Here is a 26,252-nt window from a genome sequence, read left to right as displayed (position 1 = left end):
TAGCATTATACGGCTCCTTATTACTAAGTTTGCATAGTTAAAAAGATTTATAACATTAATGAAACAATTCTTCAAATTCGTTCTGGCCACTATTGTAGGGGTAATTATTTCGGGTATAATAATAGGTGTTGTTGGAGCGGTTCTTATTATCGGCCTTATTGCATCGGCCGGCAGTGATAAAACTGTAGATGTTAGCCCAAACTCTATTTTATACATGTCGCTTAAAAATCAGATCACTGAGCGTACACCTAACAATCCCCTTGCCGGTCTGGATTTTTTAGGTTTGAATGAAGATAAATCAATAGGCTTAAATGATATTCTGGCCGATATCAAAAAAGCCAAAACCGACGATAATATTAAAGGCATATACCTTGATGAAAGTTATATGACCGCCGGCCAGGCTACTACCGAAGAGATCCGCAACGCGCTTATCGACTTTAAAAAATCAGGCAAATTTGTTGTAGCCTACGCCGAAGTATATACCCAGGGTTTTTACTACCTGGCATCGGTAGCCGATAAAGTTTATATTAACCCCAAAGGTATTTTTGAGTTTCATGGCTTCAGCTCTCAAACCACTTTTCTGAAGGGAGCGCTGGACAAATTAGGTATTGAGGCACAAATCATTAAAGTTGGCACCTTTAAAAGCGCAGTTGAACCGTTGTTCCTTACCAAGATGAGCGATGCCAATAAATTACAGGTAACTTCGTATCTCGGTTCACTGTACAATCATTTTTTAACCGGCATCAGCAAAAGCCGCGGCCTTAACAGGGATTCATTATTCAGCTATGCCGATAATATGCGCATTCAATTTCCTGAAGATGCCTATAAATTAAAGCTGGTTGACGGCTTAAAATATAAAGACGAGATCCTTAATGATTTGAAAAGGCGGACCGGTACCGATTTAAAAGACGACTTAAAAAGTGTAGACCTTAGGGATTACGCCAAAAGCAAAAGCGATGATTCGGACGATAAGGAAGATGATTCATCATCTAAAAACCGTATTGCCATTGTCTATGCATCGGGCGATATTACCGGCGGCGAGGGTGATGACAACAATATCGGTTCAGAAACTATCTCGAAAGCATTACGCAAAGCCCGTTTGGATGATAAAGTTAAAGCTGTGGTATTGCGTGTAAATTCGCCTGGTGGCAGCTCACTGGCATCAGACGTGATCTGGCGCGAGGTGAAACTCATCCACGAAAAGAAACCGATCATTGTTTCTATGGGCGATTATGCTGCATCGGGTGGTTATTACATTTCGTGCGCGGCCGATTCGATCATTGCCCAGCCTAATACTATTACCGGCTCTATCGGCATTTTCGCCGTATTGCCAAACATGCAAAAACTGTTTAATGATAAACTGGGGGTAACCTTTGATGGTGTAAAAACCGGGAAGTATGCAGATTTGGGCGATATTAGCCGTCCGCTTAATCCCGACGAACGCCTGATATTACAAAACAGTGTGAACCGTGGTTATGATGAATTTACCAAAGCAGTGGCCGAAGGCCGCGGCAAAACACAGGTTTACATTAACAGCATTGGCCAGGGCCGTGTTTGGACTGGTGAGCAGGCCCTAAAAATTGGCCTGGTTGACCGTTTGGGGAATATCAACGACGCTATCGCGTCAGCCGCTAAAAAAGCAAAGATAAAAACCTATAATATAGTAAGTTACCCCGAGCAAAAAAGCTTTTTTAACAAAGTGGGCGACGGTTTAAGCGCCGAAGTACAAACCCGCATGGTAAAAAACGAGCTTGGTGAAAACTACCGGGTTTACCAGCAGATAAAAGGCATCACGCAAATGATGCGCACCCCTCAGGCCCGTTTGCCTTACGACCTTGTGATCAAATAAAATTTCATTAATACATTAATTTTGATTGTGAAAAGCTGCCTTGTTTGGGTGGCTTTTTTTGTTGTCCGGTAAGACTTACGAAATTTTGAAAACTGCATAAGTCTGTTAAATATAATACATCTTATCCCCTCTTCAAATAAGCATTCGGAACATTCTTCGGCACATAATCAATCCCATAAGAATGCTTTATCAGCAAACTTACCACTTCCATAATAGTTTGCTCCTTACGGTGAAATTGTGGTAATGAGCCCATCATAGCGTAACTTATCGGATTAACAGCGGGAACAAAAGTTTCCCATTCATATCCCCTGCCCCAGATCAATCCCTTAACTGTATAGAACAGATCGGTACCGTTTTGCAACAGAAAGTGAAGCATATCAACAGAACTATTCCCGTTTTGATTAACCGTATGAAAAATAGGTGTATGTCCGCCGAAACCATGATCATCATAAGCTGCTTTGGCATTTACATCAGCCCCATGTTGTAAAAGTATTTTGGCGCAGGCAAGGCTATTATATTCGGCGCAAAAATGCATGAGTGTTCCACCCGTTAAAGGAGTATAGGTATTATTATATAAAGAATAGGTTTTGTTAACAGCAGATGGATCTATCGTCAAGGCTTGTTTTAACATTTCTTCATCATGGGCCAAAACCGCCAGCAGCGCCTTGTCTTCGTACTTAAGTCCGGCATCAATAAAAGCTTGCACACAGTCTTTAAACCGGGGGCCGCGGGCATACATTTCAACCATCATGGTAAAAACAGGCATGCCATCATGAACTTCGTTCGGGCTGCCGCCTTTATTAAAATAGGCTTTGATCTCATCAACGGCATGAGTTTCGGCGGCGTAAAGGATGTCGTTGTAATTAGGCATGATCTTTTTATTAAAGTTAAAGAATCAAATGATTACTCATTCAATAATTTAAAAGACGCCAGCCAGGCATTCTCAAACTGTGTTATGACTTGGCCTTTCGCGAGAAAATAGCCCTGCTCAAAAACAAACCCACCACATAAGCTGTCATTACAATGGCTTTTTGTATTTTTACGGCCTCATTGTAATTATGGAAAATAAACCCATAGCCCGTACACTTCGTTTACTCTCACAACTCATGGAACTCCATGAGGTTAATCCGTTCAAGATCAAATCGGTAGCTAATGCAGCCTTTAAAGTAGATAAGCTCCCTTTCCCCATAGCCGGTAAAAAACTGGATGAACTGGAGAAGATTGATGGCATAGGTAAAAGCATAGCCGGCAAAGTTACTGAGTTGCTTGAAACCGGCACCATGACCGAGCTGCAGGATATGTTGGATAAAACCCCTGCCGGTGTGGTTGAAATGATGGGTATTAAAGGCATCGGCCCCAAAAAGGTAGCTGTCATCTGGAAAGAGCTGGGCATTGAAAATACCGGTGAGCTTTTTTATGCCTGCAATGAAAACCGCCTGATAGAGGCAAAGGGCTTCGGTCTTAAAACGCAGGAAGAGATCCGTAAAGCTATTGAGTTCAGGATGGCGAGCAATGGTAAGTTCCTTTTTGCCCAGGTTGAAAAGGAAGCCAACGAACTGATGGATGAGGTAAAAGCCATTTTCCCTGATGCGCTAAAACACTTCGCGGGCGAATTCAGGCGTTTGAATGAGGTCATTACCGAAATTGTGATTGTAGTTGGCAGTCTTAACCATGATGTTGCCTACGAAGCGCTGGTAAATTCAACCATACTTTGCAATATAAGTAAAAATCAAAACCATATTCAGGGCGAGCTGCAAAATGGCTTGCTCGTTGATATTGTTTGTGTAGATAAGGCTGATTATTACAAAGAACTATTTATCAATACAGGTACTGATGATCATGTACAAGCCGTTTTCGACAGGATTAATGTTCCTGTTGAACAGCCAGAAACGGAAGAAATGATCTACACCAAGGCCGGCTTAAGCTGGATGCAGCCCGAACTGCGTGAAGGTACCCTGTTTATTGAAAAGGCCGAAAAGAACATACTGCCAACGCTCATTAACTGGCACGACCTGAAAGGTACACTTCATAACCACAGTACCTGGAGCGATGGTGTTAACAGCATTGAAGAAATGGCCTTGTATTGCCGGGATACCCTGAAATTAGAATACCTGGGCATGTGTGATCATAGCAAAAGCGCCTTTTATGCCAAGGGCTTAAGCATTGAACGGGTATTGCAGCAACATGAAGAAATAGATGCCCTGAATAAAAAACTCGACGGTTTCCATATTTTTAAAGGTATTGAATCGGATATTTTGTATGATGGTTCGCTTGATTATCCTGACGAGATCCTGCAAAAGTTTGATTTCATTGTAGCCTCAGTTCATTCAATCCTCAAAATGGACGAGGAAAAGGCTACGTCAAGACTGATCACCGCAATCGAAAATCCTTATACAACTATATTGGGACACCCAACAGGCAGACTTTTACTAAGCCGTAGCGGATATCCTATCAACTATAAAAAAGTGATAGATGCCTGCGCAGCCAATAACGTAGTTATTGAAATCAATGCCAACCCATTGCGGCTCGACCTCGACTGGCGCTGGCACCAATATGCTTTAGATAAAGGTGTTATGCTGTCCATAAACCCCGATGCCCACCGTATTGAAGGGTTTACAGATATGCATTACGGTATTCTTGCCGCACGTAAAGGCGGTTTGTATAAAGAAATGTGTATGAATGCTATGTCCCTGGCTGAAATTACGAAGGCGTTTGCTGCAAAGAGAGGTTAGTGATTAGAGATCAGAGGTTAGTGTTTTTTACGCGATAAAAAATGGCCTAATGACGCAATGAAACAATGACAAAATTAGATGAACCTAAAAGATAAAGTACAATCCATACAGGCAGCAGCTCGCAAACCGGCAATACTGGTAATTGGCGACCTGATGGTTGACCATTATATATGGGGAAATGCCACCCGCCTTTCGCCCGAGGCTCCTGTACCTATTGTAAATGTAAAAAACGAAACCACTACATTAGGTGGTGCCGGTAACGTGGTTCAAAACCTGGTATCATTAGGTGCAAAAGTTATTGTTGCCGGAGTAATCGGAAACGACCAGGCTGCGGGTGAACTGATCAAAATCCTGACTGACGAAGGCGTTGAAACGGACTCTATTATTAAAGATAGCAACCGCCCTACCACAGTAAAAACCCGCGTGGTTGTTGGCAGCCACCAACTGGTACGTGTTGACCGCGAAGTTACTGACGAAGTATCGGAGCCTATTGCCAATGAGCTTATTAGTAAGCTAAGCGGTTATATTGACAACGCAGATATGGTACTTTTATCTGATTATAACAAAGGGCTGTTTTCACCGTTTTTAACGCAAGGCATTATCAGGGCGGCGAATGCTAAAGGCAAAAAAGTAATCATCGACCCCAAAGGGCTTAATTACGAAAAATACAAAGGCGCTTTTATCATTAAGCCCAATCGCAAAGAATTGTCTGAAGCTGCTAAAACCGAGAAGATCAATTCGATAGAAAGCCTGCAGCAGGCCGCTAAAGTAATTTTTGAACAAACCGGGACCCAATATATAGTAGTTACCTTATCCGAAGAAGGCATGGTAATATTGAGCGAAGAGGGCTATCAAAGTTTACCCGTCAAGGCAACCGAAGTGTTTGATGTAACTGGTGCCGGCGATACTGTACTGGCCACAATGGCCTATTTTATGGCAGGAGGCTTAAATATTGAAGACTCATGCGAACTGGCTAACCATGCTGCTGCCATAGTGATCCGCCGTGTGGGCAGTGCAACAACTACTGTAGATGAGATTATTGAAGATATAATAAAAGGCGAAAGATAAGGCAGAGGTGAAAGGTCAAGGGCGAAAGGTTTGAAATATGCTTGCCCTAACCGACCAATGAACTAATGAACAAGTGAACTAATGAACCAAAAGATATTAAACGAACTTAAGGATCACCAGGATACGCTGCAAAGGGTAATCGACACGCTTAGTGGCAATATCGAGGTAGCCTGTGAGATGATCACCTCGACCATAAAAAACGGTAACAAAGTGTTACTGGCTGGTAACGGCGGCAGTGCTGCTGATGCTCAGCACATTGCAGCGGAGCTTACCGGCCGTTATGTGAAAGACCGTCAGCCTTTACCGGGTATTGCCTTAACAGTTGATACTTCGGCGCTTACTTCTATCGCTAACGATTATGGTTATGAACATGTGTTTTCGCGCCAGTTGGAGGCATTTGCCAGGCCGGGCGACTTGTTCATCGGCATTTCGACCAGTGGAAACAGTCCCGGGATCCTGGCGGCATTTGAGTCGGCTAAAAAACTGGGGATTAAAACCTTAGGCCTTTCTGGCAGGGATGGCGGTAAAATGACCGGACTTTGTGAACTGAACATCATTGTGCCATCAAACATTACCGCGCGCATCCAGGAAATGCATATCCTTATCGGGCATATCCTGTGTACCGCCGTTGATGACCTTTTTGATTAAACAGTACCGTAGAGACGCATCATACGCGTCTTTCTAATAATATACAAAGACACAAGTGATGTGTGTTTACAGGAAAAACAAATGAGGACCGGCTTCGAAAAAACCCTTCTTGATAAAATAACCGACCTGCAATCACTGCAAACTCAGATAAAAAACTGGCAGGCCGAAGGTAAAAAAGTAGTGTTTACCAATGGCGTTTTTGACCTGCTGCACATAGGCCATCTCACCTACCTGGCCAAAGCGGCTGAGCTTGGCGACAAGCTGGTGATTGGCCTTAATGCCGATAGCTCAGTAAGGCGCATCAAAGGCCCAACCCGCCCGGTGAATGATCAAAACAGCCGTGCAGCACTGTTGGCGGCATTGTTTTTTGTAGACGCTATTGTTGTTTTTGAAGAAGATACTCCGCTAAATCTGATCAGCTCACTTCTGCCCGATATCCTGGTAAAGGGAGCCGATTATGCAGTTGAAAATATTGTGGGCGCTAAAGAAGTAATAGCAAACGGAGGCGAGGTTAAAACCATTAATTTTGTTGAAGGATATTCATCCACCTCAATAATCGAAAAAATCAGGAACCAGATTTCCTGAACGTGATAACAACATGAAGATATTGGTGATCCGCTTTAGTTCAATGGGTGATATAATTTATACCACGCCCGTTGTGCGCTGCCTCAAAAAGCAGGTCCCTGATGCCGAAGTTCATTTTTTAACCAAACCAGCTTTCAAATACATTTACGATAATAACCAGTATGTTGATAAGTTGCTGCTATTAAAACCCTCGTTAACAGATACCATTAACGACATTAAGGCCGAAAAGTATGATCAGATCATTGATCTGCATAATAATCTTCGCACGAGCATCATCAAGCTGCGTACCGGTATCAAAGCATCAACTTATAAAAAACGGCCAATTTTAAAGTGGCTAAGTTTAAAGTTGAAACGCAACCTGGTAGGTAAGGAACATTTGGTTGACAGGTATTTAAAAGCTGTTAAGTTTTTAGGTGTGGTTAATGACGATAAGCCTATCGATTATTATATCAAAGCCCAACACGATATAACTAAATTACTACCGGTTAGTCATCAGCATGGCTATGTTGCTTTTGTAATAGGTGCAACACATTTTACGAAGCGGATGCCTAATTACAAGATCATTAGCATTTGCAGGCAGCTTAATTTACCTGTTTTGCTATTGGGCGGCAATGATGTAAAAGCAAATGGCGATGAAATAGCTACGGCAGTTGGTACTTCAGTTTATAATGTCTGCGGAATAACATCACTTGATGAATCGGTTTTCCTGGTATCGCGCGCAAAAAATGTAATTGGTTTTGATACAGGTCTCACACATATTGCCGAAGCGTTTAATGTGCCTATAGCCTCGGTTTGGGGTGGCACCACACCCGATCTGCTGGGGGTTTGGCCTTATAAAGTAAAAGAAACACTGATTGCCGGTATTGAACTATCCTGCCGTCCCTGCTCCAAATTCGGACTTGAAAAATGCCCGCTCGGACACTTTAAATGTATGAACGATATGCCAGAGGCCGATATTGTAAATTTCTCCAATCATCAATAGGTAATTGTAAAACATTGCCCGTATTATACTTACAGCTTAACTACTGTTAATATTTCACAAAAAACATTATGCAGCTTTTAATGTTAGTGTATTTGTATAATTTTGTGCATTAACTTAAAATCCTTACACGATGAAAAAAACCTTACTAAGCTTGTGCCTTTTAATGGCATCTTTCGCTGCATTTGCTCAATTACCAACCGTTGGTTTTAAAGGAGGCGTAAACTTCGCAACGTTACATGCTACAGTTGATGGTGTTAGCGGCTCGGGTAATTCGGGCAGCTTAACCACATTCAATGTAGGCGCCTTTGTCGATTTTAAATTTGGCAATGTATCATTACAACCAGCCTTAAACTTTACCGGTAAAGGCGGATCATCAAGTGTTTCTTTTGATGACGAAGCAAGCTCTGGCGGCAAAGTAAAACTCTATTACCTGCAAGTTCCGGTAAATGTTGTGTACCACGTGCCTGCGGTAGTCGGTGACTTTTACTTTGGTGCCGGCCCTTACCTTGGTATGGGTGTTTCCGGCAAAGCAAAAGATAACAGCGGCAATTCTGAAGATATTAAATTTGGCAGCGGCCAGGACGAAATCAAAAGAACCGACGCGGGTTTAAATGCTATTGTTGGTTTTAAATTCAAAACCGGTTTCCTGATCAATGCTAATTATGATTGGGGCCTAACCAACATCACCAACGTTGATGGTATTAAACTTACAAACCGTGTTTTCGGCATTTCAGTTGGTTATGCGTTTTAATTAGCCCGGTGAAAAAATTGAAGCAGACTTTGTCTGTCTTTTATTATAAGGAGAAGCAACAGCTTCTCCTTATTTATTTAGTATTATTGGAAACTTATTACAAATGTCTCACGTTATAATCACAAAACCGTAACATTATAAACCGATCGGTCAGCCGTTTAAAATCATGAAAAAGTTATTATTAATACGCCACGCAAAAGCTACCCATGAAAGCGGTTATGTTGATTTTGACCGGCCTTTAAAACAATCAGGCATGCAGGATGCGGTTTTAATGGCTACCCTCTTAAAAGGACAATTACAAATACCTCAAATTATAATAACCAGTCCGGCACTGCGTACCAAAACTACTGCCGAAATTTTTGCCAACCAGTTTAAATTACCGGCTCCGGGAGAAGACAAAAGAATTTACGAAGCCAGCGAAAACACCTGGGTTAAAGTGATTAATGGCCTGCCCGATGAATATGATTATATAGGCGTAGTTGGGCATAACCCTGGCATTAGCCAAATACTATATTACCTCACCAGCCAGTTAAAAGAGATGCCTACATGTGCTGTAGCTATCATTACTTTTGAAAACGATACATGGCAATCCATCAGCGAAGAGGATGGGAAACTGGTACATTTTGATTCACCGAAAGGATAGTCTTAAGTTCTAAGTCGTAAGTCCAAAGTCATAATTTTTCAAGGCTTTGAACTATCGACTTACGACTACAGACTTAGAACTTCCGACTAATTAATCCGGTACATTTTCCCCGGCAGCGAGCTGATATACCCTTGCATTTCCATATTAAGCAGGTTCATGGCCAGTTGGCTCATAGGCATGTTCGCCCTTAAAGTAAGATTGTCTATGGCAAGCGGCGTTTTATTCTGCTGCAATATCTCCATAATCAGCCGTTCATCTGCCGACAGATCAAAAGGCAACATAAATTGCTCTACAGGTTTATTGGCGTCGTTCTTTTCCCAGCCAAGACTAAAAGCCAGATCGGCGGTACAGGTGAGCAAACTTGCTTTATTATTGCGGATCAGAAAGTTACATCCTTCAGAAAATTCATCACCCAATCTGCCCGGAAAAGCAAAAACATCCCGGTTATAGGAGTTGGCAATTTCGGCCGTGATAAGTGCCCCTCCTTTGATACTGGCTTCAATTACTACGGTTGCATCGGCAATACCGGCAACTATACGGTTTCGCTGCGGAAAGTTTTCCCTGTCGGGATTAGTGCCTGAAGGATATTCGGATAGTAAACCGCCATTGTCGAGCATTTTATCGGCAGTGGCCCGGTTTTGAGCAGGATAGAGCCTGTCGAGCCCATGACCAAGTACACCGATGGTTGGCAGATTTAGCTTTACACATTCTTTATGTGCAGCTACATCAATACCATGTGCCAAACCACTTACTATTAATACATTATATTGCTGTAACTCCTCAACCAACTGTCGGCATAATTGCCTGCCATAATCAGTAGCGTTACGGGTGCCCACTATACTAATGATGTGTGGCGGGTTAAGATCCATCTTCCCTTTCGCGTAAAGCAACACCGGCGAATCGTGGCAGTTTTTCAAGCGTTTAGGATAACGGGCATCGGTGTAAAAAATAACGTCGATATTATGATCTTCTACAAACTTCAATTCCTTTTCGGCCTGCTTCAAAGCATCGTCAAAATCCCATTTTACAGCGCGCTTCTCACCTATTCCCGGAATCCTGGTCATTTTTTCGGACGATGCGTTAAACACATCTTCCACGCTGCCAAGATATGCGATCAGTGACTTAGCCGCTACCGGCCCGAGGTTTTTAACAAAAGATAAAGCTACTTTATGGAGTAATGACATTGGGTTTAGACATGCAGATTATAGCCTCGCAAATTATAAATATTCGGGCGATTTTCAAGTAGAACCTATTATTTGCAATGCAATAAATAAAGTTTGGATATCATATTCAGCTTTAAAACATATGCCTTTCGTTATTTAATTTGCGTATCTGCACATCCGTAATCTGCACATTTTTTAAAAACTACAAAAATAGTTTGCAAACTATAAAAATAGTTCTACCTTTATATAACTATAAAAATAGTTTGCTATGCATATCAAAGAACTAACCAAAGCCGAAGAGCAGGTAATGCAGATCCTTTGGCAACTGAAAAAAGCCATTGTTAAAGATATTATTGAAGAAATGCCTGAGCCTAAACCCGCTTATAACACGGTGTCGACTGTGGTAAGGGTATTGGAGGGCAAAGGCTTTATCGACCATAAGGCCTATGGTAACTCGCATGTTTACTTTCCGCTCATCAGCGATGCGGAGTACAAAAAATTCACATTTGATAAGATGATGAAAAACTATTTCAGCAATTCATATCAAAGTTTGGTATCCTTTATTGTGGATGAAAAGAACATCAGCGTAAAAGAACTGGACGAGCTAACATCATTAATTGATAAACTTAAAAGCAAACAACAATGAACTGGCTATATTATTTGCTTGAAGCAAACTTGTACCTATGCGTATTTTATGCAGGGTACTGCCTGTTTTTACATAAGGAAACACACTACACTTTAAACCGTATATACCTGTTATTGAGCTGTGTGGTTTCATTTGTATTACCCGTTGTACAAATTGGCTGGCTAAAACCGGTTGAAACTGCAACAAAAACAATCGTTATCATTCCGCAAACGGCTTACCAAACCACTGTGCAAAAGCTTACCGTGCAGCCAACGTTAACCTTTAACGATATTTTGGTTTACGCCTATATACTTGGTACAATAGTACTTACCACAGTACTCTTTATCAGGCTTTATCAATTGGTCAAACTAACAAAGGCCACCAAAACTCTGGTTGATGGTAAGTATAAACTCATCAATATAGAGGGATCAACCACCGCCTTTTCCTTCTTTAACTACCTTTTTATTGGCACAAAAACCCAGGCTAATAATATCATTATCAGGCACGAGCTGGTTCACATTCGTCAAAAACACTCGGTTGATATTGTTTTTCTGGAGTTGATCAAGATTATCAATTGGTTTAATCCGCTGGTTTATTTATTACAAATCAGCCTGAAAACCATACATGAATATATAGCCGACGAGCAAACCGCCGCGCAGGAAAGTGATGCCTTTAGCTATTCGTCGTTTTTGGTAAGCAATGCTTATGGGTTAAACGGCTCGCCCCTGGCGCATTCATTTTTCAATTATAACTTATTAAAAAAGAGGATAATTATGTTAAACCAAAAACGTTCGGGGAAATTAGCCAGGCTAAAATACCTCGTGGCCGTACCCATATCTGCCGGCCTGCTTTGCGCATCAACCTTAGTATTCAGTAAAAGCTATGGGATCATCGACCTGATGCCCGGCCATCGAATTGCTAATCAAAAGCCGACAAATGCGCAAACAAGCCCTGCAGATACAATCAAAGCAGATCCAATCCGTATAAAAAAAGCAGATGTTACTGCCAAAGGTTTTAAATACGAAGAAACCGGTTACCTTGTTAATAAAAAAACCGATTTCAGGGTAATCATTACCGAAAAGAACGGGGAGCAAAAAGAATATTTTAAAAGCAAAGCTACTCTGGAAGAACTGGCTACACTGAAAACTAAATACGGCTATACATTTCCTAAAATGTTAATTTACCCAAAACTTCCGCCACCGCCGCCTGCTCCGCCCGCAAACAGCAAAAAGCCTAAGGTTATTGATGTAAAGCTGCCACCTCCGCCACCGCCTTCAAATCCGGAAAAGATAAAGAAAGCACCTAAAGTGATAGAAGTGGCACCTGTTACCCCGAAGGTTCCCGCACCAGCCATTGCAGAACGCGTCCCGCCACCACCTCCGCCTGCAGATCCATTTCAAACCCTATATATGTACGTTGCTAAACACACACGCTATCCGTCAAAAGCACGTGAAAACCACATTTCGGGAAAAGTGATGTTAAATTTTAATATTATTAATGGTAAAATAAGTGAAGTGGCCCTTGCCGAAGGCATTGATCAGGATATAGATAATGAAATATTAAGGGTTGTAAATAATTTCGACGGTAATCTCGGCATAAAATCAGGCCATTATAATTTACCCATATCTATGGCTTTAGTTGCTGACAATGATAACTATTACCCCCCTGTACCTTCAAAGCAATATGATCAGGCAATAGCTTCTACAAAAGCTTCAACTACCCTTCGCGAAGTTATTGTGGTAGGCTACCCCGCAAAAGAAAACAAATAAAGATAAAGCTTTAAACAAGCTTTTATAATTGCCGACCGGCCCAAAACCGTCCCGGCAATTTTCTGCGTAAATCCCTCCGTTCTCTTTAACCGCCCTGTTTTACAAATAGCTAAATAATTTCTTTTAGTATCCAAAAATTTGTAACTTAGATATATCCAATCGGGACAATTTCTTTTAAAATATATCTAAAACAAAGCAAACACATTAAAATACGCTTTGTTTAATAAGTACCAATTATACTTCCTGGACCTTACCGTTAACCTGATTTTGTTCATTTTTAAACCTCATAATATGAAAAAGTTTGGGATCATTTTAGCAATAGTAGGCATTGTGATGCTTATTGCAGGTAATTTTTTCTATAAGCATACCATCAATGCGGTAGATAGCTCAGGCAGTTCAATTATTACTACCGGCTTAAATGGCGGATGGACATTTAAACTGCCTGTTTTTGCCGGTGGTGCGTTGTTTTTCCTGGGGTTTGTTTTTTGGGCAGCATCACGTACCGACAACCAGCATCATGATCATTTGATATAGAAGTTAAACCGCATTTTATAAATGATTTCTCGCCGAGTAGGCAAGCGGGAGTTTCACCCGCAAGCCTCTCACAGAACCGTACGTGAAACTCTCGCTTCATACGGCTCGTGTTACAGTTAATTAAAGAGATTAGAAACCTTTTTGCCAATGATAGAACAGGGTAGGATTTCCCTGTCTTATCATACCAAGTTTAAGAATAGCTTTGCGTAGGCTAAGTTTGTACTTCTTCTTTACCCATTTGATAAGACGGTTGTTTAGCCCCATCATTACCCGGTAAAGACCTCCACGGTTACCTGCTATCCCATAGTAATTGATCCAGCCACGTAGCTTTGCGTTTAAACGATCTGCTATCGCTCCGGCCTCAAGTGTACTATTGCTTAGAGAGCGCTCGGTCCTGATCGATTCGTTGACTTGCTTTTGGCTTGATGAACTCATGTCCATACCGAAACCCGTAAAATAGCCGCCATGTTTGCTTTGCATTCGCTCTGGCCTGAAGCTGAAACCAAGAAAGTCGAAGCTTACTGCCGTTTCCGCCTGTTTCCGGCGGTAATCCCGGCAATACGTTATCTTCGTTTTGCTTTCTTTTATCGATAAGCGCACAACTCCTAATCGCTCTTTTATTGCCCTTAACACTTCCGATGCTTCTTCCTTGCTCCTGCAATGGATCACCACATCATCTGCGTAGCGTACAAACCGCACTTCAGGATAAGCCTTCTCCAACCATTTGTCCAACGTGAAGTGCAGGTAAAGGTTGGACAATAAAGGACTGATCACCCCGCCCTGCGGCGTTCCTTTTCCTCCTTTGGCATGAACCTCCCCTGCTTTGGCTTGAACCGGCATTTCCAGCCAACGCTTTACGTACAGACTTACCCATCTCTCTTCCAGGACATGACCTACTGCACGCAGCATCAGTTCATGATCGATCTCATCGAAGAAGTTACTGATGTCCAGGTCAATCACCCAATCGTATTTATAACAGTTCGACATAATTGTCTTCACTGCCTGATGGGCGCTTTTCATAGGGCGATACCCATACGAATCCTTGTGAAAGATCACATCTATCCGATTCTCCATGTACGTCTTTACTACCTGCTGCGCGATTCGGTCCCGCAACGTAGGAATGCCTAACTTTCGCAGGCTTCCATCCTTCTTGGGGATTTCTACCTTGCGTACGGCCTGCGGATGGTAGCTACCTGAGGACAGGCGGTTCCAGATCACATACAAGTTATCCTGTACGTTCGCTTCGAAGGCTTCCCAGCTTTCTCCGTCTATTCCTGAGGCTTTACCGCCTTGTCTTACTTTGCCGTAGGCATCTACCACCCATTTAAACTCAATCGGTACTGTTCTCTTTACATTTACATCCATCCTGAATCCTCCTGTTTTTTTTTCAGTTGTTCATCTGTTCATAAATCCTGTAACCTGCGCCCTTCGCTATGCCTTATTTTCATAAGGCTTTAATTCACTACTATGGCACAGTCCGACTCCCGCTTTCTTAACAGTTATAACTGCCGTTCCATTTTAAAGCGGGGATCCCAAGTTCTCTAATGAAGCCTGTTAATGGGTCATGTCGCCTGTACACCGGCGGACGCATAGCCAGTAATCAGGTAACCGCTATACTCTTCTCTGAACCCTTAGCACGATCCGATTTTGTCCGCTTCACTGCGTTTCGATGCTTCTTCAGCGATTCCTTTGCAGTCATCTCCCATTAACTCACCTGACCGTTTAACAGCCTTTTCTCTTTTCGTTCACCACAATCGGTTTACACCTCTTGCAGATAAGAGCGGTTTGGCAACTGTTCCTGAAAACCCTTGCCGATACGCCACAGCTACTTCTTTTTTTTTTTCACTGCTGTATCATCTTCATTAAAACATGCTGAAACACGGCTCGTTTCAGCTTCATGGCACAAGCAAAGACGCGAAGGCGTAAAGTGATTTACTTTAACGCAGTAGCGTCTTTATGTGCATATTTATAATCAGAAAGGTGGATTACAAATAGATTATCCCTTCACGTATATCACCTGTTTTGTTTCGAAAAACTCCTCTTTAAAGTAATCTTTCAGATGATATTGGATAACTTTTAAGCCCGATTCTTTGATCTCCTGCTCCAAATCGCCGCCCTTTAAATACAGGATACCGTTGGGTAATTTGTTATTCGATCGCTTGTTGAATTTGCCTTTTACCCATGGATAAAAATCCTTTAACTGGGTAACAGCGCGTGATACTACAAAGTCAAATTTATCCGCAATTTGCTCTGCCCGAAGGTGTGATGCTTTCACATTTCTGAGGCCTAAGGCTGCAGCTACCTCAGTAACAACCTTGATTTTTTTGCCTATAGAATCAACTAAATGAAATTGTGTTTCGGGGAATAAAATGGCCAGGGGAATACCAGGAAAGCCCCCACCGGTACCCACATCAAGCACATTTTCACCCGGTAAAAAAGCCATTACTTTAGCAATCCCAAGCGAGTGGAGCACGTGACGTTCAAACAAAAGATCAATATCTTTGCGCGAAATTACATTGATCTGGCTGTTCCAGTGTTCATATAAAGCTGGCAATTTTTCAAATTGCTCACGCTGTTCGGCACTTAAATCAGGAAAATATTGTAGAATTATTTCAGATGTCATCCCTGTTAAAACGGTTAATAATATTGCCAAGCAGGTACCTTGCCCTAAATAATTGCGCCTTTACCGTCCCTAACGGGAGATCGAGTTGCTGGGCTATTTCTTCGTACGAAAGCTCATCAAAATAGCGTAAGGTAATCAGGTTCCTATAACGCGTGGGGAGGCTTTCAATTAATGATCTTAGCTCCTGAGTTTGTTGCTTTTTGATAGATGTTTCTTCGGGGTTAAGGCTGTCGGCCTTAATTTGCAGCGGTTTTTCATCGCCTTCATCGTCCATCATGCCATGAATTGACATGGTACTTAGTTTCTTTTTGCGGATAAAATCGATGCAATTGTTAGTTGCTACCCTAAAAAGCCAGGTGCTGAAAGCAAAATCGGGCTGGTATTTTTCAAGTTTTTCAAATGCCTTGGCAAACGTTTCAATCGTTAGGTCCATTGCATCTTCTTTGTTGTTTACCATCTTAAGCACCATGAAATAAATCGAATCTTTATAACGGTGCATCAAATCGGCATAGGCTTTTTGATCTCCCTGCCTGGCCTTCACTACCAGGTGAAAATCATTCTTTGCGTTCTCGGTAAAGTTGGCGTTTATTTCCATTGAGTAGTTTTTAAAAAGGTACCGATCAATCCAAAAACATTTAAATATGTATAATATAGTAGGTCAAAAAAGGGGAGATACCACCAAAGGTCTTTGCCATTAAGTTTTTTAAATATACGATTATAAATGGTCATTTGTAATATCAACCTAAAAACGTACAAACCTAATGCCAGTAACGGCTCATATCTCAAAATAAGGAATAATATCAATAAAATATAGAATATAAACCCGCTAACTGCATCAAAACTAAGCATACGCCTGTGCTGGTTTTTATACAGTTTACCCACTCCCATGTGTCGCTTTTTTTGTTTGAACCATGATTTAAAAGTGGTTTTAGCCTCTGTAAACATAAACGACTCGGGGTTTAATTCAATAACGGTATTTTCCTCGGTAGCATGCTGATTAACAAACAGGTCATCATCTCCTGATATCACATGCATATGTGATGCAAAACCTTTTGCGCTAAAAAACAATTCTTTTGTATAGGCAAGGTTACGGCCAATACCCATATAAGGGTCGCCGGTTAACGCACCCGACAAGTAATTTGTTGCTGTTTTTATGGTTTCAAAGCGGGTAAAAGCGTTAATAAAACCACCGGTTTTATAATAAGGAGAGTAACCCAAAACTATCTGCACACCGCTTGCAAAATTGGCCGCCATACGGCTTATCCAGTTTTCGGAAGCTGGTTTACAATCAGCATCGGTAAATAAAAGGTGCTCATTTTTTGAAGCCTTGATGCCTAAGGTAAGGGCAAACTTTTTACCGGTTTTAAAGCGGTCATGCTCGGTAATGGTAACAACTTTCAGGTGGGCATATTTTTTTTGCATAGCTTCCAGCACCTCGTCGGAAGTATCAAAAGAGCAATCATTAATAACAACTACCTCAAAATCGGGATAGTTTTGCTCCAGTATGGAAGGCAGGTTTTCTTCCAAATTATGGGCTTCGTTGCGGGCGCTGATTATAACAGAAATGGGAATTAAGACCCGGGGTGGTGGCCCTTCGGCGGGTTTATGGCCTGCAAGGCGGGTATGCCTGCTTACCAGGTAATATAGCTGAACTATAAAACAAAGCTGAAAAAGAATAAAAAGCGCGTCGTGTAAGTACGTTTCCAAACAAAAAAAATAATGAGGCAAATTTGTTAAAAATCAATGAAATTAAGGCTCAATATCAGCGTTAATTTGAAGTTTATGTACTCTTATTTAATCCTCTTTAAAATAAAAGCACTTAAATTAACATGGTTTTAATATTCAGCACGTTTATAAATAGCTTTTATCCTGCCGCCGTTTTGGAATGGAGGGGCATGAGGTTTTTTTTTTGCTAATTTTGCAACCCTAAAATGAAATTTAACTTAACAGCACAAGACCCGCTTTCAAAGGCCCGCGCCGGCGAGATCACTACCGACCACGGTACTATACAAACCCCTATTTTCATGCCGGTAGGTACTGCCGGCACTGTAAAAGCGGTGCACCAGCACGAGCTTAAACAGGATATTTCGGCGCAAATTATACTGGGCAACACCTATCACCTATACCTGCGCCCCGGTTTAAATACCCTTGAAAGCGCCGGAGGGCTACATAAATTTAATGGATGGAACGGTCCCATCTTGACCGATAGCGGCGGCTACCAGGTATATTCATTAACCGAGGTACGTAAAATAAAAGAGGAAGGGGTTACTTTCCGCTCGCATATTGACGGATCAAAACACTTGTTTGCTCCCGAAAATGTAATGGACATTCAGCGCATAATCGGCGCCGATATTATCATGGCGTTTGATGAGTGTACCCCCTATCCCTGCGATTATAACTACGCAAAACGATCGATAGAAATGACCCACCGCTGGCTGAAACGCTGCTGCGACAGGTTTGACAGCACCGGGCCAAAATATGGTTACAGTCAAACACTTTTCCCCATTGTACAGGGTTCGGTATATAAAGATCTGCGTATGCGCTCCGCCGAAGTTATTGCCTCTTATGACCGCGAAGGCAATGCGATAGGCGGTCTTTCAGTAGGCGAACCGGCCGAGGAAATGTATGCTATGACCGAGATTGTATGCAATATATTACCGCAGCAAAAACCGCGTTACTTAATGGGAGTAGGTACGCCTGTAAACATTTTGGAAAACATAGCTCTGGGTATTGATATGTTTGATTGCGTTATGCCAACGCGTAACGCCCGTAACGGCATGCTCTTTACTAAAAACGGCATCATCAACATCAAAAACGAGAAGTGGAAAAACGACTTTTCGGCCATTGAAGATGACAGCGATCTGTTTGCCGACAAGGATTACAGCAAAGCCTATTTACGTCATTTGATCCACTCGGGCGAAATGTTAGGCGCTCAGATCGCCACCTTGCACAACCTCCATTTTTATCTATGGCTGGTTAAAGAGGCGCGAAAAAAAATTATTGCAGGTGAGTTTTACGATTGGAAAAACATGATGGTAAAGCGCCTTGGGCAGCGTTTATAAAAACTCCTAAAATCACAAGAAATCTCCAGGAAAAACATGGAAATTAACAATCAAACAACCGACAGATGAAAGCTTTTTTTCATAGATATTTAAAGATCATCGACAGGTTTATTATTGGCAAATACCTGGGCACTTTTATATTTACTATGGGTATTTTCATGGTGATATCTGTAGTGTTTGACGTATCAGAAAAGCTGGATAACTTCCTGAATAAACACGCCAGTTTGCACGATATCGTATTCAGATATTACGCGGGTTTTATTCCGTTTTATTTGAATATGTTATCACCACTGATCAACTTTTTGGCGGTAATTTTCTTTACAGCCAAGATGGCAAACCAAACAGAAATCGTCCCGATATTGAGCGGCCGGGCAAGTTTTAACCGATTTTTAAGACCTTATGTAATCGCTTCATCAATCATATTTGTGGTGTCTTTTTTTGCTAATGTATACCTCATTCCGTTCACAAACCGCTTAAAAATCGACTTCGAAAATGCGAATGGCATGATGGATAATGACCCGACTAAGGTGGAGGTACACATGCAAATTGACAAACATACGTTTGTTTATCTTGCCAATTACGATCCCACAACTCACTTCGGTTACAATTTTATAATGGAGAAATTTAATGGTGATACGTTGCGTGAAAAACTAATTGCCGACCAAATTCAATACGATTCTTTAAAACGGATCTGGTCACTTAAGCAATACAGTGTTAAATATGTAAACGGAATGAAAGAACAATTCATTACAAGCAACACGCCAAAAGACACTGTTTTGGATATGCACCCGAGCGATTTTATTGTATATGACAACGTATACCAGGCCATGTCTTTAAGCGACCTGAACAAGAATATTGACAAGGAAAAACTGCGTCGCCCGGAGTATTTAAAGGCCATTTATTTTGAAAAATATCACCGTTTTGTATACCCTTTATCAGCCTTTGTACTTACTTTAATCGGTGTTTCCATATCGTCAAGAAAGGTACGCGGAGGTGTTGGATTACCCCTGGGGATAGGTATTTTATTATGCTTCGCTTATATTATATTAGAACGGTTTGCGCTTGTATTTTCGGTAAAAGGGGGTATGTCGCCTCTGGCAGCTGTATTCATTCCTAACATCGTTTTTGGCATTTTGGGCTATTACCTACTTTTAAAAGCACCCAAATAATGGCGCAAAATACCCCATCAACCCTAAATAAGAACCTTATAATACTCCATTTTACGGTTTTTGTGTGGGGATTTACCGGAATTTTAGGCGCCCTGATCACCATTTCGGCCGTACAATTGGTGTGGTACAGAGTATTTATTGCCTTTATTTCGCTGTTTTTGTATTTTAAATTCAATAAAACCGATTTTAAAGTCGACAGAAAAACGCTGATCAAACTGGTGTTTACGGGGGCAATTGTGGGCGGTCACTGGATCCTTTTTTTTGCTGCCATCAAACTTTCCACAGTCGCCGTCACCCTGGTTTGCCTCTCATCCATCACACTTTTCACGGCAATTTTTGAACCGTTGATCAACAAAAAAAGTATTTCGAAACTTGAAATTTTAGCCGGCATTTTAATTATCACCGGCATTGTTTTGATTTTCAAATTCGAAAGCAGATACACTAAGGGTATCATAACAGGGCTTGCCAGCGCTGTTTGTGCAAGCCTTTTCTCTATCATTAATTCGCGTCAGGTGCAAAAAGTACAGGCGCCGGTTATTGCATTTTATGAACTATCCGGCGCTTTTGTATGGATCTCGATATACCTTTTTATAACCTCCGGCTATACCCGGGCTATGTTGTTAAAGCCAGCGGATATTGGCTACCTGGTATTGCTTGGCACGGTGTGCACATCGCTGGCCTACGTCGCCGGCGTATCTGTAATGCGCGAGCTTTCGGCATTCAGGGTGGCGCTCATCACCAATCTCGAACCTGTGTACGGCATCATTATGTCGTTTATTTTTTTTGGCGACATGAATAAAATGACGCTGGGGTTTTGGGGTGGTGCGCTTCTTATTTTGTCTACGATCTTCTTATATCCCGTCGCCCGAAAGCAAATCACCCAGCGCAAAGGCAGGGCCTGAGTTTCGACTTTCCGGCATATCGCTTCATATCTAATAGTTACCTAAGCGTATTTCTATCGACTACCAAATAGTCCGAGCGAAGGCTCAATACGCCTTCATCTTTCTCTTACCCAAACCACAATAGGGGCCGAAATCCCCATGCCCGCCATGGCCATTTTTAGCCCCGCTGAGCGATTCTAATTTTTAGAGATACTCCAGCCTCAACCAACCGTTCAGCACAAAGCAGCGGTGAAATCCAACTTTTACTTAGTGTACTAAATTCAAGTTTTAAAATCGTATCAGCAATTTCAACAATTCAGAATTTAACCCCTTTCATCTACTATAAAAATTGAAACAATCTATTAATTTAATAAACATATAAACCTAAAAATCAAATATTTATATAAATTACATCAATAAATAATTAAACAGAAGCGATGTAAGCGAAATCACAGAAAGCTAAAAAAATTAGCACTATCAATTTTAAGATATAAAAAACATCATATAATATTAAAAATCAAATAATTACTATTATTTATATAATGTAAAAATTTCAAATAGCATGAAGAAGGAGATGTTTATGCAAAGTGTAGTGAAGTTATAATTCAGGAATCAAAAAAAATCGCAGCATCTCTCCTGCTTGTATACAGAATTTGTTTCCGGGCCGATTTTTTTACACTCTCGCAGGAATTCCCTCAAGGAAATTTTCGGCATGAACAATCGCTGTGTCATCAAATCTCACTGATGTTAACAGCACTGATTTGACTTTGAAAAATGCGCCGAGAATTTCACCATGATTTTGGTCGTCGTTTTTTTGATTCTACAATTATTAGCCAACTCAAACCTGAACGAATTAAAAAAGACAGCCGCGACCTAAGCAGTCACAGCCTGTAAAATATGGAGGTAAATCCAGTCATATCTCCGCGCCCAAACACCATCAATTTTCAGGAAGCAGATTTAGGCAAGATCAATTTTTATTAAACATTTAAAAAGCGGATATTGTATTAACTCTAAAACCACATCCATCATGAGCATTAAAACAATAGTCATTGTAGTCCTCGCTGTTTTGCTTACCATCGTACTGATGCAAAATACCGACGAGGTTTACTTCAAATTTTTGTTCGCTACTTTCAGGGTATCCAAACTAATGATGATGCTGATAGTTGCGGTAACCGGTTTTATATTGGGTTTGATCGTGGCCTGGCCTAAAAAACAAAAATTCGATATCGAAGGCTACCATGACGCCATGCGCAAAAAAGATGACACCGATACACTAAGTGACGAAGACAGGGAATACATCAGCTAAAATATGAAAACAAAGATTGGATTTATAGGCCTTGGCGACATGGGTACCAGCATGGCCAAAAACCTTATCGCCTCGGGGTACCATTTGCAGGTTTACAACCGCACACTTTCAAAGATAGACGAGCTTGGCACCGACAGTATAACCAAATGCCAGAGCCCTGCCGAAGCCGCGGCAAATGTGCCATTTTTGATCACCATGGTGTCAGATGACGAAGTGTTGCGAGAATCGGCTGTAGGCGACGGCGGAATTTTAAAAACGCTACAGCCAAATGCTGTGCACATCTCCATGAGCACTATTTCGCCTGATACTTCTGAAGAACTGGCCAAATTACATGAGCAGGCCGGTAGTCGTTACCTCGCTTCCCCTGTATTCGGAAGGCCCGAAGCAGCCGCTGCACGTAAGCTCTGGATCTGCGTTTCGGGTGATGAACAAACTAAAACTGACGCCCGTCCAATACTTGATTTACTTGGCCAGCAAGTGATTGATTTTGGGCCTTCGGCGGGAGGTGCAAATGTGGTTAAAATAGCAGGCAATTTTATGATCATGGCATCCATGGAAATGATGGCCGAGGCGTTCACCCTCGCCGAGAAAAACGGGCTGAGCAGAACACAGGTTTCCGATTTTTTTGGCTCGACACTTTTCAACGCTCCTATCTTCCAAAATTATGGAAAGCTTATCGCAGGTAAACAATACGAATCCGTGGGCTTTAAATCAAAATTGGGTTATAAGGACGCGCGTCTCGCATTTAAATTATCACAAACAAGTGAGATGCCTATGCCCATTGCAAACGCCGTACACGGCCGCTTATTAACAGCAGTAGCCAAAGGCTGGGGCGAGCGTGGCTGGGTAGAAGGGATAAGCCGGGGTGTAAGTGAAGATGCGGGCTTGTGATGTCGGATTCGGATGTTCGATTTCGGAATTTGTAAGTAGGATTTTGGAATCGGATATTTCTTTTAAATAAAATGCCGGATGGTCTATCGACTGATAAAATGATTGATAAATCATCCGGCATTTTACATGCAGCAGGATAAGTAAGTTTCGTAGCAGAATTGCTTTATATCACAACGTCATTGCGAGGTACGAAGCAACCCCAAACTATACAGAGACGACCTGCCAATCGGGGATTGCTTCGTACCTCGCAATGACTCTTTTATTTTGCTTCGGGACAGCTTCCCGAATCCTACCAAATCCGAAATCGAACATCCGAAATCTGACATCAACAATGACGTCATAAATAGAACACTTCGTTCTCCGCCTCCAAAAATTTCAAATCAGGAGTTTCGGCAAAAATACCGAACACGGATGCTCCGGTTCCGCTCATGCTTGAGTATATGGCGCCGGCTTCATAAAGGGCTGCTTTAATGCCGCGAATTTCCGCATGGTTTTGAAACACGGTTTGCTCAAAATCATTTTTGATAAACTTTTTCCAGTCGGTTATTGGTTCGTTGATCAAGTCGAACAATGAATCTTTTACCGGAGTCGGTTTTATGCCGCGGAACGCCTCCCCTGTAGACACATGAACAGGCGGCATCACCAAAACAATTTTGTAAGCCGACAAATCGAGTTTGATATGCTCAAACTCATCGCCTCGCTCAAAAGCAAATACGGGTTTGTTCTCAATAAAAAAGGCACAGTCGGCACCAAGGCGGCGGGCATAATCGGTCATCACATCAACCGATAAACCGAGTTTAAATTCGTCATTCATCAGTCTGATAAAAAATGCAGCATCGGATGATCCGCCACCCAGCCCCGCACCTATCGGGATGTGCTTATGCAGGTGAATGCTCACAGGTGGCAGGTCGTGATCCTGCTTAAGCATATGGTAACCTTTAATACAAAGGTTATCCTCTGTCAGGCCGGGAATCTCCAGGCCGGTTGAGATGAAGCTGAGCTTATCGCTTTTTACCACCTCAAGAGCGTCTTTAACATCAATAGGATAAAAAATGGTTTCAAGATTATGATAACCATCAGGCCGGCGTTCGGTAATATTGAGGCCGATGTTTATTTTTGCATTCGGAAATAAAATCATACAAAGTAATTAACACGTGATGTATTTGCCAACATCCGTAGGAAACCAAAGGTAGATTATTTTTCTTTGCCCTCTGAATTTAGTCATTGGTTCATTAGTTCAATGGTTCATTGGTATCGCTTATATAAGCCCACTATTAAGCTTATACGCCATCAATGCACGGGCAAGCACTAATGAACTAATGAACAAGTGAACTAATAAACTAACAAAAAATGAAACAGTATCTCGATCTGATGAGGCATGTGATGGAAACCGGCGCGCAAAAGCATGACAGAACCGGCACCGGTACGGTAAGTGTGTTTGGCTACCAGATGCGTTTCAACCTTAAGGATGGTTTCCCGATGGTAACCACCAAAAAACTCCACCTCAAATCTATTATCCATGAGCTCATCTGGTTTTTGAGCGGCGACAGCAATATCCGCTACCTGAAAGAAAATGGCGTTAAAATATGGGACGAATGGGCCGACGAAAATGGCGACCTTGGCCCCGTATACGGTAAACAGTGGCGCTCATGGCCTACATCGGATGGCGGTCATATCGACCAGATCAAACAGGTGGTGAACCAGCTTAAAAATAATCCCGACTCACGCCGCATCATTGTATCGGCCTGGAACGTTGCCGAGGTTAACCAGATGGCGCTGCCTCCATGCCACAGCTTGTTCCAGTTTTACGTAGAGCCCCCTAACCCCCTAAAGGGGGAACAAAAGGGAAAACTTTCGTGCCAGTTGTATCAACGCAGTGCAGATATTTTCCTTGGCGTTCCTTTCAACATAGCGTCGTATGCCCTGCTCACCATGATGATGGCACAGGTATGCGACCTTGACCTTGGCGACTTTGTACACACCTTTGGCGATGCCCATTTGTACAACAACCACATGGAGCAGGCCCGCCTGCAGTTAAGCCGCGATCCGCGTCCGCTGCCAACCATGAAAATCAATCCTGAGGTTAAAGATATCTTCTCATTCAAGTTTGAAGATTTCACTTTAGAGAACTACGATCCGTGGCCGCATATTAAAGCGGAAGTGGCGGTATAGTTCATTTGTTCACTGGTTCATTAGTTCATTGGTATTTACTGTGGGCAGATTTAAGAATTAATAGATTTTCACTATCCTTACAAAATAAACTATCCGTCATTGCGAGGCACGAAGCAATCCCAAACTATACAGAGGAGCCATGCAAAGTAGCTCTGTACATCGGGGATTGCTTCGTACCTCGCAATGAGGCTTTGAAAACATGGGCGTTTTGAGAAACAATAACGCTTTGAAAAACAAGGTTCACCTGCTTAGCACCAATGAACCAATGAACTAATGAACCAATGATTTTATCCATCATCGTAGCCATAGCCAAAAACCGCGCTATCGGTAAAGACAATAAATTACTCTGGTATTTGCCTAACGATCTAAAACATTTTAAAGATGTTACTACGGGGCATACCGTGATCATGGGCCGTAAAACTTTTGATTCGGTTGGCAAGCCTTTGCCCAGGCGCCGCAACATCGTTGTTACCCGGCAGGCCATCAGTATTGAAGGTTGCGAGGTGGCACCGTCTATTGAAGCTGCTATTGCGCTTTGCAAGGCCGAGGATGAAGTTTTTATCGTTGGCGGGGCCGAGATCTACCGGCAGGCAATTCCCCTTACAAACCGCATATATCTCACCATTATTGACCAGGATTTTGAGGGCGATACCTTCTTCCCGGAGTTAAATCCTGATGAATGGCAGGAAACAGATCGTGAAGATTTTGAGCCCGACGAAAAAAACAAGTATAAATATGCTTTTATTACACTTGTGCGGCGCTAACATTTTTTGTCATGATTTTGTTTTAATTTAAAATT

The 26,252-nt window shown here is 42.0% G+C and carries 25 protein-coding genes; 18 read left to right on the top strand and 7 right to left on the bottom strand.

Features of this window, described 5'->3' with window-relative positions; translation table 11 throughout:
* Positions 1 to 58: 58 nt before the first annotated feature.
* A complete protein-coding gene (gene sppA / locus MusilaSJ_RS26680) occupies positions 59 to 1,849 on the top strand; it encodes a signal peptide peptidase SppA (protein ID WP_274987794.1) in 1,791 nt (596 codons plus the stop codon).
* A 121-nt stretch (positions 1,850 to 1,970) separates the two neighbouring features.
* Here the strand turns inward: sppA and MusilaSJ_RS26675 are convergent, their stop codons facing one another.
* On the bottom strand, positions 1,971 to 2,720 hold the full coding sequence (locus MusilaSJ_RS26675; protein WP_274987793.1) for an ankyrin repeat domain-containing protein: 750 nt from the start codon (positions 2,718 to 2,720) through the stop codon (positions 1,971 to 1,973).
* Positions 2,721 to 2,907: 187 nt separating this feature from the next.
* On the opposite strand from MusilaSJ_RS26675, the gene MusilaSJ_RS26670 reads away from it, so the two are divergent.
* The 7 genes from MusilaSJ_RS26670 to MusilaSJ_RS26640 all read left to right on the top strand — a co-directional run bounded on the left by MusilaSJ_RS26670 (position 2,908) and on the right by MusilaSJ_RS26640 (position 9,258).
* The gene (locus MusilaSJ_RS26670; RefSeq protein ID WP_274987792.1) at positions 2,908 to 4,581 is read left to right on the top strand and encodes a DNA polymerase/3'-5' exonuclease PolX; all 1,674 of its coding nucleotides are present in this window, start codon (positions 2,908 to 2,910) and stop codon (positions 4,579 to 4,581) included.
* 78 nt (positions 4,582 to 4,659) lie between these two features.
* Positions 4,660 to 5,649: a D-glycero-beta-D-manno-heptose-7-phosphate kinase gene (gene rfaE1, locus MusilaSJ_RS26665; RefSeq protein WP_274987791.1), complete on the top strand. Its 990-nt coding sequence runs from the start codon at positions 4,660 to 4,662 to the stop codon at positions 5,647 to 5,649.
* Positions 5,650 to 5,730: 81 nt separating this feature from the next.
* The gene (locus MusilaSJ_RS26660; protein WP_274987790.1) at positions 5,731 to 6,297 is read left to right on the top strand and encodes a D-sedoheptulose 7-phosphate isomerase; all 567 of its coding nucleotides are present in this window, start codon (positions 5,731 to 5,733) and stop codon (positions 6,295 to 6,297) included.
* An 81-nt stretch (positions 6,298 to 6,378) separates the two neighbouring features.
* The gene (rfaE2, locus tag MusilaSJ_RS26655) at positions 6,379 to 6,882 is read left to right on the top strand and encodes a D-glycero-beta-D-manno-heptose 1-phosphate adenylyltransferase (RefSeq protein ID WP_188832730.1); all 504 of its coding nucleotides are present in this window, start codon (positions 6,379 to 6,381) and stop codon (positions 6,880 to 6,882) included.
* A 13-nt stretch (positions 6,883 to 6,895) separates the two neighbouring features.
* A complete protein-coding gene (locus tag MusilaSJ_RS26650) occupies positions 6,896 to 7,864 on the top strand; it encodes a glycosyltransferase family 9 protein (RefSeq protein ID WP_274987789.1) in 969 nt (322 codons plus the stop codon).
* Between the two features lie 130 nt (positions 7,865 to 7,994).
* Positions 7,995 to 8,615, top strand: coding sequence for a porin family protein (locus MusilaSJ_RS26645; RefSeq protein ID WP_274987788.1), 621 nt, complete (start codon positions 7,995 to 7,997; stop codon positions 8,613 to 8,615).
* A 166-nt stretch (positions 8,616 to 8,781) separates the two neighbouring features.
* A complete protein-coding gene (locus tag MusilaSJ_RS26640) occupies positions 8,782 to 9,258 on the top strand; it encodes a SixA phosphatase family protein (RefSeq protein ID WP_274987787.1) in 477 nt (158 codons plus the stop codon).
* Positions 9,259 to 9,344: 86 nt separating this feature from the next.
* Here the strand turns inward: MusilaSJ_RS26640 and dprA are convergent, their stop codons facing one another.
* Positions 9,345 to 10,442 (bottom strand): DNA-processing protein DprA, encoded by a 1,098-nt coding sequence (gene dprA / locus MusilaSJ_RS26635; RefSeq protein ID WP_274987786.1) that lies wholly within the window; start codon positions 10,440 to 10,442, stop codon positions 9,345 to 9,347.
* Positions 10,443 to 10,689: 247 nt separating this feature from the next.
* Between dprA and MusilaSJ_RS26630 the strand changes: the two genes are divergently transcribed.
* The 3 genes from MusilaSJ_RS26630 (at position 10,690) to MusilaSJ_RS26620 (ending at position 13,349) form a co-directional block, all read left to right on the top strand.
* Positions 10,690 to 11,067: a BlaI/MecI/CopY family transcriptional regulator gene (locus tag MusilaSJ_RS26630; protein WP_274987785.1), complete on the top strand. Its 378-nt coding sequence runs from the start codon at positions 10,690 to 10,692 to the stop codon at positions 11,065 to 11,067.
* Positions 11,064 to 12,815, top strand: coding sequence for a M56 family metallopeptidase (locus tag MusilaSJ_RS26625; RefSeq protein WP_274987784.1), 1,752 nt, complete (start codon positions 11,064 to 11,066; stop codon positions 12,813 to 12,815). The genes MusilaSJ_RS26630 and MusilaSJ_RS26625 overlap by 4 nt, the downstream gene beginning before the upstream one ends.
* A 291-nt stretch (positions 12,816 to 13,106) precedes the next feature.
* Positions 13,107 to 13,349, top strand: a complete 243-nt coding sequence (locus tag MusilaSJ_RS26620; protein ID WP_091162272.1) for a hypothetical protein — start codon at positions 13,107 to 13,109, stop codon at positions 13,347 to 13,349.
* 129 nt (positions 13,350 to 13,478) lie between these two features.
* Here the strand turns inward: MusilaSJ_RS26620 and ltrA are convergent, their stop codons facing one another.
* From ltrA to MusilaSJ_RS26600, 4 genes are all read right to left on the bottom strand, one after another.
* Positions 13,479 to 14,714, bottom strand: coding sequence for a group II intron reverse transcriptase/maturase (gene ltrA / locus MusilaSJ_RS26615; RefSeq protein WP_274987783.1), 1,236 nt, complete (start codon positions 14,712 to 14,714; stop codon positions 13,479 to 13,481).
* 631 nt (positions 14,715 to 15,345) lie between these two features.
* On the bottom strand, positions 15,346 to 15,972 hold the full coding sequence (gene rsmG / locus MusilaSJ_RS26610) for a 16S rRNA (guanine(527)-N(7))-methyltransferase RsmG (RefSeq protein ID WP_274987782.1): 627 nt from the start codon (positions 15,970 to 15,972) through the stop codon (positions 15,346 to 15,348).
* Complete coding sequence (locus MusilaSJ_RS26605; RefSeq protein ID WP_274987781.1) at positions 15,962 to 16,567, bottom strand: RNA polymerase sigma factor; 606 nt, start codon at positions 16,565 to 16,567, stop codon at positions 15,962 to 15,964. Before MusilaSJ_RS26605 ends, rsmG begins: the two co-directional genes overlap by 11 nt.
* The gene (locus MusilaSJ_RS26600; protein ID WP_274987780.1) at positions 16,558 to 17,679 is read right to left on the bottom strand and encodes a glycosyltransferase; all 1,122 of its coding nucleotides are present in this window, start codon (positions 17,677 to 17,679) and stop codon (positions 16,558 to 16,560) included. The genes MusilaSJ_RS26605 and MusilaSJ_RS26600 overlap by 10 nt, the downstream gene beginning before the upstream one ends.
* A 224-nt stretch (positions 17,680 to 17,903) precedes the next feature.
* Here MusilaSJ_RS26600 and tgt point away from each other — a divergent pair, with 224 nt between their 5' ends.
* From tgt to MusilaSJ_RS26575, 5 genes are all read left to right on the top strand, one after another.
* A complete protein-coding gene (gene tgt, locus MusilaSJ_RS26595) occupies positions 17,904 to 19,034 on the top strand; it encodes a tRNA guanosine(34) transglycosylase Tgt (RefSeq protein ID WP_274987779.1) in 1,131 nt (376 codons plus the stop codon).
* A 65-nt stretch (positions 19,035 to 19,099) separates the two neighbouring features.
* A complete protein-coding gene (locus MusilaSJ_RS26590; protein ID WP_274987778.1) occupies positions 19,100 to 20,203 on the top strand; it encodes an LptF/LptG family permease in 1,104 nt (367 codons plus the stop codon).
* Positions 20,203 to 21,105 (top strand): DMT family transporter, encoded by a 903-nt coding sequence (locus MusilaSJ_RS26585; protein ID WP_274987777.1) that lies wholly within the window; start codon positions 20,203 to 20,205, stop codon positions 21,103 to 21,105. The genes MusilaSJ_RS26590 and MusilaSJ_RS26585 overlap by 1 nt, the downstream gene beginning before the upstream one ends.
* 1,006 nt (positions 21,106 to 22,111) lie before the next feature.
* Positions 22,112 to 22,390 carry a lipopolysaccharide assembly protein LapA domain-containing protein gene (locus MusilaSJ_RS26580; RefSeq protein WP_274987776.1) on the top strand — a complete coding sequence of 93 codons (279 nt, stop codon included), beginning with the start codon at positions 22,112 to 22,114 and terminating at the stop codon, positions 22,388 to 22,390.
* A gap of 3 nt (positions 22,391 to 22,393) precedes the next feature.
* Complete coding sequence (locus MusilaSJ_RS26575) at positions 22,394 to 23,281, top strand: NAD(P)-dependent oxidoreductase (RefSeq protein ID WP_274987775.1); 888 nt, start codon at positions 22,394 to 22,396, stop codon at positions 23,279 to 23,281.
* A gap of 337 nt (positions 23,282 to 23,618) precedes the next feature.
* On the opposite strand, the gene ispE is transcribed toward MusilaSJ_RS26575, so the two are convergent.
* A complete protein-coding gene (ispE, locus tag MusilaSJ_RS26570) occupies positions 23,619 to 24,419 on the bottom strand; it encodes a 4-(cytidine 5'-diphospho)-2-C-methyl-D-erythritol kinase (protein ID WP_274987774.1) in 801 nt (266 codons plus the stop codon).
* Positions 24,420 to 24,631: 212 nt separating this feature from the next.
* Between ispE and MusilaSJ_RS26565 the strand changes: the two genes are divergently transcribed.
* Together MusilaSJ_RS26565 and MusilaSJ_RS26560 are read left to right on the top strand one after the other, a co-directional pair.
* Positions 24,632 to 25,453 carry a thymidylate synthase gene (locus tag MusilaSJ_RS26565; protein ID WP_274987773.1) on the top strand — a complete coding sequence of 274 codons (822 nt, stop codon included), beginning with the start codon at positions 24,632 to 24,634 and terminating at the stop codon, positions 25,451 to 25,453.
* Positions 25,454 to 25,734: 281 nt separating this feature from the next.
* Entirely contained in the window at positions 25,735 to 26,217 is a 483-nt protein-coding gene (locus MusilaSJ_RS26560; protein WP_274987772.1) for a dihydrofolate reductase, read from the top strand.
* Positions 26,218 to 26,252 lie beyond the last annotated feature (35 nt).

Source organism: Mucilaginibacter sp. SJ, assembly GCF_028993635.1.
Taxonomy (GTDB): domain Bacteria; phylum Bacteroidota; class Bacteroidia; order Sphingobacteriales; family Sphingobacteriaceae; genus Mucilaginibacter.
Note: the sequence above shows the minus strand (reverse complement) of the source record. Positions and strands in the feature narration are given on the sequence as shown.

Excerpts from the sequence above, each read along its gene's own strand:
- MusilaSJ_RS26660 (WP_274987790.1), top strand. The coding sequence starts at position 5,731 with ATGAACCAAAAGATATTAAACGAACTTAAGGATCACCAGGATACGCTG.
- rsmG (WP_274987782.1), bottom strand. The coding sequence starts at position 15,972 with ATGACATCTGAAATAATTCTACAATATTTTCCTGATTTAAGTGCCGAA.
- rfaE1 (WP_274987791.1), top strand. The coding sequence starts at position 4,660 with ATGAACCTAAAAGATAAAGTACAATCCATACAGGCAGCAGCTCGCAAA.
- MusilaSJ_RS26605 (WP_274987781.1), bottom strand. The coding sequence starts at position 16,567 with ATGGAAATAAACGCCAACTTTACCGAGAACGCAAAGAATGATTTTCAC.
- MusilaSJ_RS26560 (WP_274987772.1), top strand. The coding sequence starts at position 25,735 with ATGATTTTATCCATCATCGTAGCCATAGCCAAAAACCGCGCTATCGGT.
- MusilaSJ_RS26585 (WP_274987777.1), top strand. The coding sequence starts at position 20,203 with ATGGCGCAAAATACCCCATCAACCCTAAATAAGAACCTTATAATACTC.
- MusilaSJ_RS26580 (WP_274987776.1), top strand. The coding sequence starts at position 22,112 with ATGAGCATTAAAACAATAGTCATTGTAGTCCTCGCTGTTTTGCTTACC.
- rfaE2 (WP_188832730.1), top strand. The coding sequence starts at position 6,379 with ATGAGGACCGGCTTCGAAAAAACCCTTCTTGATAAAATAACCGACCTG.
- MusilaSJ_RS26645 (WP_274987788.1), top strand. The coding sequence starts at position 7,995 with ATGAAAAAAACCTTACTAAGCTTGTGCCTTTTAATGGCATCTTTCGCT.
- MusilaSJ_RS26670 (WP_274987792.1), top strand. The coding sequence starts at position 2,908 with ATGGAAAATAAACCCATAGCCCGTACACTTCGTTTACTCTCACAACTC.
- sppA (WP_274987794.1), top strand. The coding sequence starts at position 59 with ATGAAACAATTCTTCAAATTCGTTCTGGCCACTATTGTAGGGGTAATT.
- MusilaSJ_RS26625 (WP_274987784.1), top strand. The coding sequence starts at position 11,064 with ATGAACTGGCTATATTATTTGCTTGAAGCAAACTTGTACCTATGCGTA.
- MusilaSJ_RS26620 (WP_091162272.1), top strand. The coding sequence starts at position 13,107 with ATGAAAAAGTTTGGGATCATTTTAGCAATAGTAGGCATTGTGATGCTT.
- MusilaSJ_RS26630 (WP_274987785.1), top strand. The coding sequence starts at position 10,690 with ATGCATATCAAAGAACTAACCAAAGCCGAAGAGCAGGTAATGCAGATC.
- MusilaSJ_RS26640 (WP_274987787.1), top strand. The coding sequence starts at position 8,782 with ATGAAAAAGTTATTATTAATACGCCACGCAAAAGCTACCCATGAAAGC.
- MusilaSJ_RS26590 (WP_274987778.1), top strand. The coding sequence starts at position 19,100 with ATGAAAGCTTTTTTTCATAGATATTTAAAGATCATCGACAGGTTTATT.
- MusilaSJ_RS26675 (WP_274987793.1), bottom strand. The coding sequence starts at position 2,720 with ATGCCTAATTACAACGACATCCTTTACGCCGCCGAAACTCATGCCGTT.
- ispE (WP_274987774.1), bottom strand. The coding sequence starts at position 24,419 with ATGATTTTATTTCCGAATGCAAAAATAAACATCGGCCTCAATATTACC.
- MusilaSJ_RS26575 (WP_274987775.1), top strand. The coding sequence starts at position 22,394 with ATGAAAACAAAGATTGGATTTATAGGCCTTGGCGACATGGGTACCAGC.
- ltrA (WP_274987783.1), bottom strand. The coding sequence starts at position 14,714 with ATGGATGTAAATGTAAAGAGAACAGTACCGATTGAGTTTAAATGGGTG.
- MusilaSJ_RS26650 (WP_274987789.1), top strand. The coding sequence starts at position 6,896 with ATGAAGATATTGGTGATCCGCTTTAGTTCAATGGGTGATATAATTTAT.
- MusilaSJ_RS26565 (WP_274987773.1), top strand. The coding sequence starts at position 24,632 with ATGAAACAGTATCTCGATCTGATGAGGCATGTGATGGAAACCGGCGCG.
- dprA (WP_274987786.1), bottom strand. The coding sequence starts at position 10,442 with ATGTCATTACTCCATAAAGTAGCTTTATCTTTTGTTAAAAACCTCGGG.
- tgt (WP_274987779.1), top strand. The coding sequence starts at position 17,904 with ATGAAATTTAACTTAACAGCACAAGACCCGCTTTCAAAGGCCCGCGCC.